11 protein-coding genes are annotated in these 14,548 nt (G+C 52.8%); all 11 read right to left on the bottom strand.

Annotated features, from left to right (window positions below; translation table 11 throughout):
• Positions 1-470: 470 nt before the first annotated feature.
• The 11 genes from RYC18_RS18400 to tagF all read right to left on the bottom strand — a co-directional run bounded on the left by RYC18_RS18400 (position 471) and on the right by tagF (position 14,542).
• Positions 471-1,352, bottom strand: a complete 882-nt coding sequence (locus tag RYC18_RS18400; protein WP_003349576.1) for a T6SS immunity protein Tli4 family protein — start codon at positions 1,350-1,352, stop codon at positions 471-473.
• 118 nt (positions 1,353-1,470) lie between these two features.
• A complete protein-coding gene (locus RYC18_RS18395; protein ID WP_316886574.1) occupies positions 1,471-3,171 on the bottom strand; it encodes an alpha/beta hydrolase in 1,701 nt (566 codons plus the stop codon).
• Positions 3,172-3,225: 54 nt separating this feature from the next.
• Positions 3,226-5,925: a type VI secretion system Vgr family protein gene (locus RYC18_RS18390; protein WP_316886573.1), complete on the bottom strand. Its 2,700-nt coding sequence runs from the start codon at positions 5,923-5,925 to the stop codon at positions 3,226-3,228.
• A 47-nt stretch (positions 5,926-5,972) separates the two neighbouring features.
• The gene (locus RYC18_RS18385) at positions 5,973-6,839 is read right to left on the bottom strand and encodes a hypothetical protein (RefSeq protein WP_003372352.1); all 867 of its coding nucleotides are present in this window, start codon (positions 6,837-6,839) and stop codon (positions 5,973-5,975) included.
• On the bottom strand, positions 6,823-7,815 hold the full coding sequence (locus RYC18_RS18380) for a DUF2515 family protein (protein ID WP_316886572.1): 993 nt from the start codon (positions 7,813-7,815) through the stop codon (positions 6,823-6,825). The genes RYC18_RS18385 and RYC18_RS18380 overlap by 17 nt, the downstream gene beginning before the upstream one ends.
• On the bottom strand, positions 7,812-8,969 hold the full coding sequence (locus RYC18_RS18375) for a hypothetical protein (RefSeq protein WP_003372348.1): 1,158 nt from the start codon (positions 8,967-8,969) through the stop codon (positions 7,812-7,814). The genes RYC18_RS18380 and RYC18_RS18375 overlap by 4 nt, the downstream gene beginning before the upstream one ends.
• 10 nt (positions 8,970-8,979) lie before the next feature.
• On the bottom strand, positions 8,980-9,234 hold the full coding sequence (locus RYC18_RS18370; protein WP_005730232.1) for a PAAR domain-containing protein: 255 nt from the start codon (positions 9,232-9,234) through the stop codon (positions 8,980-8,982).
• Between the two features lie 33 nt (positions 9,235-9,267).
• Positions 9,268-10,356: a type VI secretion system protein TssA gene (gene tssA, locus RYC18_RS18365; RefSeq protein ID WP_003372345.1), complete on the bottom strand. Its 1,089-nt coding sequence runs from the start codon at positions 10,354-10,356 to the stop codon at positions 9,268-9,270.
• A 104-nt stretch (positions 10,357-10,460) separates the two neighbouring features.
• Positions 10,461-10,979, bottom strand: coding sequence for an Hcp family type VI secretion system effector (locus RYC18_RS18360; protein WP_005730234.1), 519 nt, complete (start codon positions 10,977-10,979; stop codon positions 10,461-10,463).
• Between the two features lie 147 nt (positions 10,980-11,126).
• Positions 11,127-13,622 carry a type VI secretion system membrane subunit TssM gene (gene tssM / locus RYC18_RS18355; protein WP_316886570.1) on the bottom strand — a complete coding sequence of 832 codons (2,496 nt, stop codon included), beginning with the start codon at positions 13,620-13,622 and terminating at the stop codon, positions 11,127-11,129.
• A gap of 2 nt (positions 13,623-13,624) precedes the next feature.
• Entirely contained in the window at positions 13,625-14,542 is a 918-nt protein-coding gene (gene tagF / locus RYC18_RS18350; protein ID WP_005746631.1) for a type VI secretion system-associated protein TagF, read from the bottom strand.
• Positions 14,543-14,548: the final 6 nt, after the last annotated feature.

Here is a 14,548-nt window from a genome sequence, read left to right as displayed (position 1 = left end):
GCAGCAGGCGTCCGCTCTGGCTGAGGGCGGTACCGAATGTCAGATCCATGGTGTAGCTCCCCTACCTGGAATGGTCTCGAATCCCTGATCTAACATGGATTGTCGTCCATGTGTTTCTTTTAGATGGATGTCTTTGCCTTTATCGTCATTATAAGCATCGAAACCGCCTGGATGAAAAAGTAGCATGCCACGGGCATGAGAAAGTCGTAATTGCCACGTGTCGCCAAGTATAAGAAAAATGCGCAAAAAGCAGCGATGAAAGACAAGACGCATGAGATGAAACACTGATATCGCAAAATGTGGTTTAGTGGGTTTTTGCCGTTTACCAGAAACGTCAGTATTTTGAACGGTGCATAGCAAGCTCCGTAGAGTGGCAATGCTAGGGTTAGAGCAATTAGTATATAGCCTATAAAGTCGGGCATTAAATTGTTCCATTTATTTTATTTTTTATTGCTGTATAGATAGCCAAGTCAGGGAAGCGGTTTCAGGCTGTCTACTACCTTATCCCAAAAGGCCAAAGCTTCTTCGTCGGATTTAAAGTCGCTTCCAACTTCATGTGTGCCCAGTCTTAGATCTATAAATGGACGAATATTTGATTTTATCTGTCCCTCGTATTCGATCTGAAAAGTGTAAAATCGTTTTCCATCTATTAATGTTGTTACAGCGACTTCTTCTGCTTTAAAATCACCAATCATACGTGTCCTTTTCCTAAGCGTTTTTGTTTTACTCAATAGTTCTGCCATACCTGGAATAAGGCCGCCGCTTTCATTTTCAAAACGTTTTATTAACGTGTCATCATGTTCAACGATTCGTTGGGTCAGTAGACTAACAAACGTTCCTGGGTGCGTTGAGATTTGTGCTCCCATGTAAATACCTTCCAAGGATTGGGTTGTCCCTAGTGTGGTATAACCTGCTTCTAAAGCAAAAGCGCCTTGGGGTGGAGCGTCTTGTGGTCGCCTAAAAAATATGGATTCACTTATTAACCGGGTTTTATTGATGGCGCCATCTATTCCTTTAGCTGAAATTGACTTTACTAGCATCCGATAAAGTGTGTTCTTTGATGTAAGTAGATAGGCATGAAACGTATAGAGCTTATCTAGTTTGGAAAGTATTAACACGCTACCATTACTAAGGGGTATGGTTTTTTCATATCTGCTTGATGTCCCATAAGCAGTTCCTTTTTTTAGTTCTTCAATTGTTTGATCGACAAACGAGCTCAAATCAGACTTTCCATTTTTGCTAACAAGCTCTACTTTTTCGTTGTAGAGCTTGTAGTCAGCAACAATTTCAGAACTCGTTGGTAGATCTAGTTGGAATCTGCCAAAATAATGGGTAGTCAGCTTGTTGTTCATTTCCTTTCCTTCAATGGGTAGTGCCAAGGATAGTGGAGAGTAAAGTGCGAAAATTGTTAGGGCATAAGTTAGCGCTTTTGTTAAGGTTGGAATGTTTTTCATGATCTGCCTTAGATGCTTAACTATTTTCTGATAGCCTGACTAAACTATATAGGGTTGCATAAAGTGTTCTGCCCTTCTCGTCGGTATAAGCATCTTGATGCTTGTACCCAACGGAGTTATTGTATTTACCTTTTTTGCAATAATTGATGAGTTTTCCTGCATTTTCTGCATTTTGTCCATGAGCGAAGGCTCCTTTTACCCCCGGCTTTCCACGTGGTGCAGCGCCAGAGTAAACCGGCACTGTTCCATCCCCAGGGTGGTATTTTTCTCCTACGGTTAACACATATTTTCCATTTAGCTGTAGTTCGGAGTCTAGATTGTCACTGGTCAGACTTGCGGTTTCAGGGTCTAATCCTTCGACGCTTTTGGAGGACCATTCAAGATTGCCCCATGTAAAAAACTTCTCCGATTTTGCCTCTACGCAATAGTGTACGTATGTTTTATCGTAATACTTATTCTCTATATCTTCGTGAAAATTTTTGACCGAATCTATTATTCCAAAAAAAGTATTTTTAAGTGAGTTCTCTTCGCTACTTTCCATCGAAACATCATCGTCGGTTTTAGTGCCGATTATTTTCGCAGGATCAAGCAGTTTGTCATTGGTATCTGGGATGAGAGCCCACCACTTATCGGATTTGTAGATCTCGGTATAAGGGCAGGTTTTCGGAAGAGTAAATACTTTTTTCCCAGTAGTACGATCTCTTAAAAAAAGCCACGGTTGTGCGTCGTTATAGTCTCTTGATGGCAGTAGTTCTAGCAGTCCCTGCGCAAAGGCCATAACTGCTACAGCGTCAGCCGCATCCCTGCTTAATATTTTCTTTTCGCCAAAATCTTCAAAGCCACCCCTTACACGCTTATAGCTCGCAGGGGCGCCAGTTGCAGGCATTGCGCCGTGTACAATACCGTACAATTTGCTAAACCCACGGCAAGCAACCATAGCTCTTCCTACAAGTCCTCCCATGGAATGGGTGACAATTATTACTTTTTCTGCTTTGCCGTTGTAGTGAGGTATTACAGTTTTATTGATGTAATTTATTATGTCGGCGGCAGAGTCTTTGTTTGATTGCAACCAATTATAGCCAGCTGGCCAAACTTCGTATTGAATATCTGCTGCTTTCATTAAGCCGCTTGCATCTCCAAGTGCTGATAAGCTTGGATTTTCTTCCCAGTCACCCCAGTCCGCAGGTGCTTGTTGTACACGTTCTTTCCATTCTCCTTGAGGATTGCCAGCTATCATGATGCTGTTCATTTGGCGTTGCATTTCGTTCATAATTGGGTGATATGAGGTTCGCATGATGGAGCCCCACTTTCGAGTACGTAACTCTTCCTTGGAAAGTCCGCTCTCGCCGCCATCAATTTCTCCGTCTTCATAGATGCCTACAGCGCCAGGCCTAGGATCAAGCTCAAGTTGACGTCGTTTGGGTGACTTGAACCAGCTTCCGAGAAGGAGTCCTACCGTTTTTAATACTGGAAATACTCCATCCATGTTTGGCGCCGCCCAAGCCCGTTCTCTGGTTTTCATATTCATCAGGTTAGTACCCATCACCCCTGGTATGAAAATAATCGGCACAACTTTCCCGCTTTTACACGGAACAGACTTTTCCACTGGGTCGTTTGACCGTGACATGGTCGTAGTGGCCATTAGCTCGCCGTCTGCATCATGTTCCTGAGCCAGATGGAGCGTATTGTCAGTTGAGTGTGAGCTGTTATTGCCCATGGTTGGCCTCCATGCATTGGTTTGTCTGGGCGACGAAGAAAGAGGAATCAGGCATTAGGCTTCTCCCAGCACTTTGATTTTTACAAATTCTGCAATCTGACTTTGCTGAAGCGGTATCTTCCCAGCGGCATCAGAAACGTACTGCATGACACTCCCATCCGCGCGGGTCACTTCGACTTTCATACCAGCAGCAGGTTCTCCAGTGCTCTGTTTGCGAACCACATAAGGGTCCGCGAAGTCGGTCTTGGGCATCTCGTTATAGCTGTGCGACAGACTGGTCGGCCCGCTAAACGTCTTCTTCGCCCCTTTGACATCAATCGTCCCCGGCGCATGAATCTCGATATTCCCGTCCTTGATGCGGATGTAGCCGCCACCGCTGGTAAGGAGGATGCCTTCCTGGGCGGCGATTTCTATTCCGGCAGCGGTTGAGGTAATCATCACCTTCTGCTGCGCCGTTAGCTCCATCGCATCACTTTGCGCCTGTAGCTCAATCTTGCCCTTGGCAGCAAACAACTTGGCCCCGGCGTTCTGCGCAAACAGGCTGATGCTTTGCGCGACGCTGGCCAGCAGGGATTTGCCGCTGGCGATGCTGACGTCTTCGCCAGTGCTCAGGGTCAGGTGTTTGCCGCTGTGCAGGTGCGTGCTTTTCGGCGTGGCAGTGGCGATGTCGGCAGGGGAGGAGGCGATCAGCAGAGGTTGCTGGTAACCCGGTGTCTTGCCGCGTCCGCCGCTGCGGATTGCCCAGGCGGTGTCGCCGCCGTTGCGTTGTTGCTCGCCGGGGCCTTGGCTCGGGGTACCGTCGTCGCTGCCGTAAGTGACGTCGGCATCGCTGTTGAGCTGGGTGAGGCTATCCAGGCCTTCCTGCATGGGCAGGGCATTGTGCTGTTGCGCGGTGTCGGACAAGGTCTTGACGCGCTGTTCGCTATTTTTCAGTTGCTGCTGCGCTTCGCTGGCATCGATCTGTGCGCCCTGGGCGCCGCTGCGTTTCCAGGTGCTGAGGTACAAACCCTGCTGGGCGCGCAAAGCACCGTAAGCATCGGTGCGCAATTCAAACCCGGTACCGCGCAGGCCGCCACGGTTGTTGCCGCGCTGGTCGATCAGGTAACCAAGGTTGAGCTGGGTATGCCCGTGACTGCTGTGGATCTGGGTGCGGACCTGGCCGGTCGAGTCGTCCATCACCCACTGGTTGAAACCACCGCCGCCGACTTCCTTGCTTTTGTAGCCTGCCATCAGACCGCTGGAGTGCCAGGCGGGTTTGTGACCGCCGTAGACCTGGCCCATGACCAGTGGCCGATCAATGTCGTTATCCAGGAAGGTGATAACCACCTCTTCACCGGCACGCGGCACATGTACGCTGCCCCAGTCCGGTCCGCTGCTCGGTTGCATCATGCGCAGCCAGCAGGAACCCAGTTCGCCCTCTTGGGAAAGCCGGTCCCAGTGGAAGCGTACGCATACCCGGTTCAGAGTGTCGGTAAACACCTCATGACCGTTGGGCGTGACCACCACGGCGGTCTGCGGGCCGGGATTATTCGGCTTGAAATGCTCGGCCGGGCTGCGGAACGGCACGCTGTGCAACTGGCCTTCAAAGCGATTGAGGAAGAAACCGTGGCTGCCCACGCCCAGTGAATCGGCCACACCGGTCAACGCTGATGGCTCAGGACGAACAGATCTGAACAGCGCCGCCAAGCTCCCCGGCACTTCGCGTCTCTCCTTGGCCAGCGGCAGGTTGCTCTCGGCGAACATTTCGACTTCGATCAGCAAAAACTGGCGCTCTTCAGCCGCCTTGCGTTCGTACAGCGGATGCTGGGTCAGCTCGAACCAGCGTCCGGCTTCCATCTGCCGCACGCCGCTTTGACCTTGCACGCGACGAGCCTGCGACTCACGCTGTTCGATCTGTACGCGGCTCAGCCACTCGCCCCGGTCCTGCTTCTGCCAGCCGTACTGGCCCTGATACTCGTAACGCTCCAGCGCCTGCGGGGCCGAAGCGGCCTGTAGGGCAGGCATCACGGTTTCGCGTGGCTGGCCGTGGGCCAAGTAATCGACGCTGCGCCAATGCAGCTTGCCGCTGAGCAACTGCGAGCCACTGCTCCACTGGGTAATGCCGTCCTGTTTCTCTGTGGCGTTCTGGGTGTGAAAGCGAATGCTCTGCGGTGCCAGCGTGGGCAGGGTGTCGACGGTGTCAGTGAAGACGATGCAATGCTTGTCCGCCGTGTGCTCGACGTACCAGAAAAGACCTTCCTGCTCGCACCAGCGCTGCACGAAGTTGGCATCACTTTCATTGAACTGGGTAACGTAGGACAGCGGGGCGTATTCACGTCGCAGGTCCAGGCGATAATTGCCCTTGGCCTGCTCGTACATCGAGAAAACGGCTTCCAGAATTGTCGGCAGATTCTTGTCCTGCCAGATGCGGCAGTCGAGTCGGTATTCGAGCAGGCTGAACCAGGGCGCGAAGACCAGTTGCCAGTCATGCAGACCGCCGTCATTGCCCAGATAGCGCACGCTCTCGACCAGGCCATGACGTTGCGCGGGAGAACCGTCATCGCAGAGAATCGCCAGGCTGACCGGCTGGCCGATGAGTTTTTCAGGATCGTATTCGGTGTCCTGCACCACCGCGTCGAGGGTGTAGCGAGGAACGCGCCCGATGCGCTCGACCCCATGCATGCGCAGGGCCTGAAGCTGATGCTCGCCCAGCGGCGTGGTGAGTTGCAGCAGGCGTCCGCTCTGGCTGAGGGCGGTACCGAATGTCAGATCCATGGTGTAACTCCTTTACCGCTTGAATCGGTTTGCGACGTATCTTTGGTTTAACCCGCTTCTACGGGAGGTTTGGCATCTTTATAGTTTTCATCGATCTTTATGCCCATTTTTTTCAGTTGCGCCTCTGTCTTCTGCCGCTCTTTCCCCATTCGGGTTAATTCGGCAGGCAGAAGTTCTCTCCAGCGTGCGCGATCTTCGCCTCTCACGAATTCGGCGTAGAACTCACTTTCTGATTTGAACGTCCATGTAAACAAGTAAGATCCACGGTTCTGCGGGTCGTCTTTGCTGTTCTCGCGCTGTACCATCAGATCAAGATACTCGTGACCGCTGTAGAACATCCACGTGTTGATCATAGGCAATGAGACCCATACCTGCTTCGTAAGCTTGAGATTTGGGTCCATCCAGGGACCTGTACCAACATTTTTACCTAGCACTTCATTTAAGTTGGTAAATTTGTCGGCTTCTGTACCGGGTATTCTCGCTTCATTAGGGAAAATGTAACGCTGCCATCCCGCAGCGTCTAGATTCTGTACTTGTTGATAAAAGTACGCCATTGCGTCTTCATGTTTCGCATGGGTTGATACTCCTGCTACATACACGTCTATATCTGTAATAAGCCCTAGGGGATTGGTGACGATAGTGGTTGAGCTAACGTTCTCAATCGCTAATATGGTGGATGCTGAGCGTACCTTTACAGTGATCAGTTCAGAGGATTTTGACGGCACTATAAATTGGTAGAGACACATCGTATCATCGCAGTCTTTTCGCAGTTTTACAGATGTTGAAGCCAAGACAGTATCAATTGATACTCCAAGAGAGAGTTCGATCTCACGATTTTTTGTATTCATATCCGAATCCTCACAACCGGTCAGCAGTATGAAAGCCGCTATCATATATTTAAGTAGTGCGTTCATTCCACGTCCCTATCGTCATAATTGCCTTTTCCATCTCAACATTTTTTCTTTGCATTCTCCGATGATACGTAGAGGCAATTGTTGTAATAAAAATCATTCTGTCCTCGGCGTCGTACAGCTCGCCATCGGACATGATGACATCCTGCTCCGGGTCGCCTGTATCGCATTCAACACTCAGGGACGCCAGTCGGCGCGGAACATCTCCGTACCCCTCAACCCACGTTTGCATGTACAACAGTGCCCTGAAGCTTTTATCCTCGTATATCAACGGTTGCAATATCATCAGTTGTTCATGTTTGGCAATTGCCAGGAGGGACTGAAATTTGTATTTTTCACGCAGTGTACCTGCCGGCTCCTTCTCTACAGCCGATATCAACTTGAAGCCGCTTACCAGATAATCAGTTACCTTCAGGTTGTTTATTTTGGGCAGTGCATCATCAATCCATGGCAGTTGCGCAAAGCTTTGCTTGAATCGTGGGTCATGCGTACTAAAGTCCCGAGTCTTTATGCACTCATTGAACTGCTGTGGATAATTAATATAAAACCAGTGCCAGACGAAGATGTCCTGGAATAACCAGAAGTTTCCCTTGCCCAAAAATATCTTGGTAATCTCCAAGGGCGGTACGGCGGGTGGCAAATAGCGCATCTTTGTGTTACTGGAATAATCCAATGCACACATGACCTGTTTGCTTGCAAACGCCGCTAACCCTGTCCAGTAAAACCGTCCTTTTTGTTCGGGCTGGCCGTTGTGCTCTTGCTCCAGGTAAATACGTGCGTAATTGCCTGCGATACGCGCAGCCCGCGTACTGAAGTCCTTGAGCAGTTCATACCTGGCCGGTTGCTTGTATTCGGCGCGGGTCTTCACGCACAAGCGCCTGATAGCCACTTGCTGGCCAAGTGTCCACATTTCGACACAGCCCGGATTCAGATCATTGATCGAGCAGGATTTTGGATTGAAATCAAAATTTTCCTTCATGAGTCTTTGCTCTGTCCGTCGTGTTCAAGCCCGCGGTGTTCGGCTACCTCATCGCCAGCTTGCGCAGTCGTCTTGCCGGTACTCAGCAACCAGGCTTGAGTCTGAGTAGAGGCGTGTCTATCAAATATCAGCACCGATCCCTGCCTCGCCCTGCCTGCGTGAAAAGCAAGTGCGAGTGACGTTAGTTGAGTCGCGCTCCTTCCTCGCTCGCCTGCCAGTAATGCCTGCCCAGCGACATGCTCCGCTACCACCAGGTTTGGCAGTTGGGTACTTGCGTAATGAGAGAGCTGCTCTAGACGTCTGTCATGAAGATGACCGTCGATGACGAGTGCCTGGATGTCGTTCGGTTGAATACCCCTCTGCTCGCAAAGGGCCTCTGCCAGCTGTTGCAGATCGGCGCTGCTTTGCCTTGGCTGCGATGCACGCGGAGAGTGTTCGCGGGTCATGGCTGGATAGAGTTGCCAGGTATTTTCCTCGTCGGGGTTGGCGTGGTCTACACGCCGCAGGTGCACGATCGAGATGCTTTCACCGACCATGGCGTCGCTGGGCAGAGCGCCAGCCCGGTCTTTCGTTGCCCAGGTGTCTATGCTGACGCACAGCAGGCAAGACGCTTCCGTATCGTTTTGAAGCGCCCAGGGCAACCATTCATCAAAGTTCAGCGAAGGAGTGTCGAAGCCCTCGCCGGGGAGGTAATCAAACGGCCAGATCGGCAAAGCATGATTCTCCCATGCTGATGGGGCGATGCCCGACGGCGCAAACAGTACTACCTTCGTGTTTTCCCAATCGACGCTGGCTGCGAAATCAGCCCATTGTGCGAGCATGGCCTCAAGCAGTTGAAGCGTACGTGGCAACGTATCGATTTCCGGTTTGTGCTGGGGCAGGCGAATGCGACGCAGGTTATAACGGTGGCCCGATGGACTGACCAATCTTGGATCGTGTTCAAAATCTCCGTTAACGGCTCCAAGCCATGTCCCTGACGCAGCTTGAGCAGGTTCGAGGTTCGGCAGCCACAGCCAGGCGTTGTCAATTTTGACGCGTGTGAGGTCATAGTCTGCTGGCTGACGTGCCGGAGTAGCCTGACGTTGTTCCTGTTCGCGTCGCTCACCAATGACATCCCATAAAGAGCGATGACCTTGGCCATAGGGCTTCAACATGCTGTCGTCCTTAAAATATGCCACAGTCACTGTTGGTGGCGATGAGACTGGAGCCACACGCAGTCTTGTCGCCATGGCGGGCAACCGGCCGGCCATCTACCAACGTTGACGTGTCACCTGTCGCGATTGCACAGACCCCATGCGGGCACATGACTTTATCGCCGACTCTGGCCACCAGTCGACCATTGACCAGAGTGGTCGGAGATCCTTCGACAACAACCCCGGCCCTGTCGGTCGGATCGTTCAGCAAAATGATCGGGCGCATGTTGATACTCCTTGTGGTTGGCTGTCAGAGCTTTTAATCGCGCTGCGGCAGAGTGCCCAGCAGATCGCGAATGCCATCGACGACGCTACCGTCCTTGATCACGTCGCTCAGCCAGCTTTCCAGCGGCATATTGCCCCATTTGATGGCGCGCTCTACCAGATAGGGCACCGGACTATGGGGTTCGGTCTGCTTGAAAAATTGTGCTACGCCTTGCAGCAGGGCAAACGCTTCGTCCCGGGTCAGTGGCACGGTGCGCATGGGCGCGCTGGCTGCCGGGTTGTCGACTCGAGTTACAGGCCGCTCGCTGACTGGTTCGACTTCAGCTTCATCTTTTGGTTGGTTAGCGGGTGCTGCCACCTCGACACCCCGGTCCTTGAGCAATCGCTCAACCAACTGCCGGGCGTGGGTAAGTACGTCATTGAGTGCGAGGAAGCTGGGTACGTCGCGCTCAAAGACGCTGTCGATGGTCGACTGCAATTGTTTGCAGGCAACCAGGCACTCACTCATCTCCGCGTATTTACGGTTCAGGTGATCGGTATCGGTAAGCACGACCGAGCGCTGGAACAATTCAGCGTTGATCTTGCCTTCTTCGAGAGCCTGGTTCATTGCCGACGAGTTCTGTCGAGCCAGGTTTTCAACTTGTCGAGATTCATCATATTTGAACAGGCTGTAGCCCTGTCCCTGGGTAATCGGTAGCGTACGGACCACTTCGGCCAAGGTTGTATTCAACCACCCCAAGCGAGCAGAACGCTCTTCGGTGCCGTCTTCCAGAGAAGGGAACAGGGTGTCCCAGAAATCTTCCAGCATGGCTTGAGCCACTGCCAGCGCGAAACGGATACCGCGGAAATGATATTTGTGCGCCAGACCTTCACCTAGCCATGCGACCAGCATTAAGTCTTTACTCTGTTCTGCAATCCCGGCGCTGGCCAGTTGCACAACCTGCTCCCAGTCGGCCTGTTTCAGATCGGTTTGCCAGTCGCCCTGAGTCAGATAGTCGACATCGGCGCGGCGTGCCTCCTTGATCTGATCGAACAGGCTGGAAAAACTCAGGTCGTCGCCCGCGCCACCCTGAATGGGAGTACGCAATGTAGCCAGCGAAAGGTCTTCGAGGATGTCAGACATGGACGGCTCTGCATTCAAAGGTGAAAAGAGAAGGCCTCCGCGCCCATACAGGCGCGGGACCCTCGGTTGAGCGGCCGAACAACGTCAGTCGCCCTAGGCCTTACTCAGGAGTAGACCTTGTTCAACGAGCGGTCCCAGCCGCCTGCAACCTTACCGCCGCCTGCGCCATCAGAACGCTTCTGCTGGGTATAGGCGATTTTGATGCGAGAGAAGTTGAACTTGATCTCTTCCAATGGCAGATCGCTCTCCGCCTTGGTTTCGCCAGCCACAGGCATGTTGCCCAGGAAGGTGACAGAAGAGATGACCACTTCTTCCAGCGTGATGGTCATGTAGGTCAGCTTGTCGCCGCCGGCACGGTTAAGGTTGAGGACAACTTCCTTGATGTGCTGGCCTTTGCAGCATGACTCGAAGGCTTTGGGAGAAGCCTTGTCGACATACTTGATAACCGTGAAGTCGCTCAGGTTAACGCGCTCGGAAGAAGCGCCTCCAGACGAACTGGCAGTCGCCGAAGTCGCCTGTGTAGCGCCGTGCGTGTAGCTCAGGATTTCGATCCAGTCCTTGAACTTGTCGTCCAGACTTTCACCCGGGATGCCGTCAATTTTGAGGAATGCGTCAAATGCCATTTTTCATTTCTCCTTAAAAGGGCTTTCATGTGATCCACATGTTGGATCGCCCCGTGTTTGACCCTGCCACATAGTGGCTGGGCCGTTCTAAAGCCATGCATGCCGAAGCAGGCCACACATGGCGATCGTTTTTACCTCGGGCGCGACTCAGTTAAGCGCGCGCACCTCGATTTCCACTCGTCTGTTGGGCTCAAGGCAGTGAATCAGCTCGGCGCGCGGCATCTGCATGTCGCAATGCACCAGTGGCTTATTGCTGCCCTCGCCGACCGCGTCGACCAATTCGCTTGGTAGGCCTTTACCCACCAGGTAGGTTTTGATGGTCTGAGCACGCTGTTTGGAAACCTGCAGGTTGCTCTGCGCATCGCCAATCTGGTCGGCGTGGCCAGTGATCACGATCTTGCCCACGTTTGGTGTGTTCAGCAGTTTTCCGGCGATGGCGCTCAACTGACGTTGTCCGGCAAGCTCAAGACTTTGAAAGTCAGCGCGGCCAAACGCGAACAAGGTGTCGGACTCCAAAGTGATGGTTTCGATAGCGCGCAGGGACTGCGAAAGCAGGCTGTTTATGTAATTGCGTGAACTGGAGATCAGAAACGCGTTGTTGAGGATGCGGGGTACGTCAAGCTCGCGAATCTGATCGCTGTAGAACGCTATCTGACGCCCGGCAAACTGATAGTCATCAACCTCGCCAGCGGCTTGAGCGGACATGCCTGTGTCGTGTGGAACCTGCTTGTAGATCGCTGGATACCAGTAATCTGGTATTCGTGCCTTGAGCACCGCAGGGTCGGCTTGCTCACGTTGCGCCTTGGACAGCATCAAGTAAGTGTCCAGGGTAGTCTTGCCAAAGGTCGCAACTGACTGGGCGCGGTTATCCACAGGCAACGCGCGCGGTTCTACGCTATCTATTCCTGTGACGGTTGTCAGTGTCGGCGCGTTGCGCTGGTATATCTTGATGCTGCTCAGCAGGTAGAGCGAGCGAGTCAGGTTATCTGCAGTCGGCTTGAGCATTACGCTTTCAAGGCGTGTGAAATAACGTTGACGTACATAGGGCTCCACGTCATAGCCTTTGTACAGACCCAAACGCATGCTCAGCGGTACGCCGCCGCCGTGGTGGCGAGCATAAAGGTCTGCTGAAGTCTGCCGCAGTTGGTCCAGAGTCTGCCATTGCGTGTACTGGCCGCTGGTTTGTTGGTCTTTCTGCTGCGCAGCAGCTAAGCCGCTGGAAATTGCCTGGATAGCTGCCTTGTTATTGCCGTAGGAAACTACCCATCCTACACAGAGCAACAAGCCTGCCAATGCGGCAGCGCCAATCCATATCCCTTTGCGTCGGGTTTCGCTGCGATTACTGGTATACAGCGCCACAAGATGTTGGTCAGGGATAATGACTTTCTGGAACAGGCTGTTGATAAACATCGGCTGAGCCTGCTCTACAACTGGCAACCCGGTTGACGAATCAGCCAGCGCGAAGCGCTCGGTGACATGTCGGGCGTACAATCCCTGCGTGGCTTTGTCAGCGTCGAGCGCGCTGGTGAAATAGAATCCGCGGAGTAATTCTGCGCTCTGGTAGGGATTGGCTCGAAGCAAGTCGGTGACGAAATTCTCCAGCAATGGTTTGAGTGCTATCAGTTCGAGTGGAAAATGATAAACAGCCGGATCCTGCCTCGTTAGCTGGATATCCTGCTGCACCAATTGCTGATCGGCAATTTGCTGCCAGTGGTCTACCAGTTCGCCCATCGCTACAGTGAAGCGCTTACCCCAATCGGACTGCCTGAAACCTTCGTGCGCAAACGTCTTGCCCATCACTTCGCCACGAGTCTGGTTATCGAGCTGGCGATAGAAGTGAGTGAAACCCGGTATAAGGTCGCACTTGGTGAACACCAGATAGATAGGCAGGCGTAGCTCAAGCAGATCATGCGCTTCCTGAATGCGTTCGCGCAGGCGCTTGGCAAGGCGCTCAAGACTATCGGGCGTTGACTTCAGAACGTCCTCTACGCTTACTGCCACGATCAGACCGTTAAGCGGGCGCCGCTGCCTGTGTTGTCGAAGCAGACTTAAAAACGCACGCCATTTGCCAGCCTCTTCCTGGTTATCCATATAACGGCCAGCGGTGTCCAGTAACACTGCTTCGGAACTGAAAAACCAGTCACAGTTACGTGTACCGCCCAATCCTGCGACTCTTGCGCCTTCACGCTCTGCATACGGAAAATTCAGTCCCGACTGATACAGCATGGTGCTCTTGCCGGACGCAGGCTGGCCGATCACCAAGTACCAGGGGAGGGCATAGAGTGCGTCTTTATTGGATGCGTTTTTCCCTGCATTGCCCTGCAGACGCTCGATGCTTTGCAGCAAGCGCTCACGTAGCAAGCTGACTTCCTCACGGTCCTGTGGACTGGAGTTCAACACCGCCTGATCGGCATCATCACGTAGCAGGGCTTCCAGATCGTGGCGCGGAGCATTGCTTCGCCCCATGAAAAGGACATAGCCAGCCGACAGCAAGAGGAAAAGCCCTATTCCCATCAGCAGGCTATGAAGGGATGAAAAGCCTATCGCCACACCTATCGACCAGACCAGAAAAATGGCCAGGAAGAACGCAACCCCCAGAACATATGGCTGGTACTTGAGAAAGTAATATTTGAGCCTGTTCATCACTACTGTTCATCCCGAGCGCTTACAAAACGCTCAATAAAGTCGTTCAATGCGAGGTGGTCGGCAGGCAGCACGAGCGAGGCGGCAGACGTGGGTTCCAATAACGGATCCAGCAGGTTGTAGCGGTCCTCGGGTGCAGCGATACCTGTCAGCATCCGGTACATTTCACTATTTCCTCGCGACGGAAAGCACAGCAGTCCCGGTCGCATAAAGCTGTCTACCAGCACGCTGACATCCGGCATGCCCGTTTTGCCGCGAAGACGTGAAAGCAATGTGCACCACAAATCAGCCATCGGGCGTTTCAGGCCGCTCTCTGCCGGCAGAGGAAGGCTTATTGCGGCCGGCTCATTGTCGCTCATGGCCTTGCGCAGCTTGTAAAGACTCGCCAGCCCAGACTGAGTGCCGAACTCCGGGTAGCTGTGGCGCAACGGGCGCGACACGTCGCGCAGGTTGAAGTCCATCAAAAACTTTTCATGCACACGCCGATAAAGGTCCAGATCCTTGGAGGTCCACAGGCGCATGGTTCTGAGTCGAGCAAAAATCTGCTCTATGTCAGCTCCTTGTGCGCCTTGCATGAGAAGTGGCTTGATTTGTCCGGCGAACAACTCGCACAGCGTGTGCGGATTGATGAACGGATCGCTGGAACCCACTTTTATGCTTTGGAACACCATAAATGGATAACGTCTGCCACTGGCATCCCGCGAGCTTATGAATCCCCCCAGCAGCCATTGTCCATTGCGGCTGCGGTACGAGAAAAAACACACGGGCAACTCATCAAACAGTTCGCGCCAGTCTTCACGCATCTGCATGCGCCCAAGGCTGGTTTGTAACCACAGGTCGAACTCACATACCTCCGGCATGGCTCCGTTCAAACTGATGAAGTCGGCACTCGCGGGCACTTTGCCAAAACATCCAATCATCAGCCT

The organism is Pseudomonas syringae group sp. 247E2 (genome assembly GCF_032587795.1).
Lineage (GTDB): Bacteria > Pseudomonadota > Gammaproteobacteria > Pseudomonadales > Pseudomonadaceae > Aquipseudomonas > Aquipseudomonas amygdali.
Note: the sequence above shows the minus strand (reverse complement) of the source record. Positions and strands in the feature narration are given on the sequence as shown.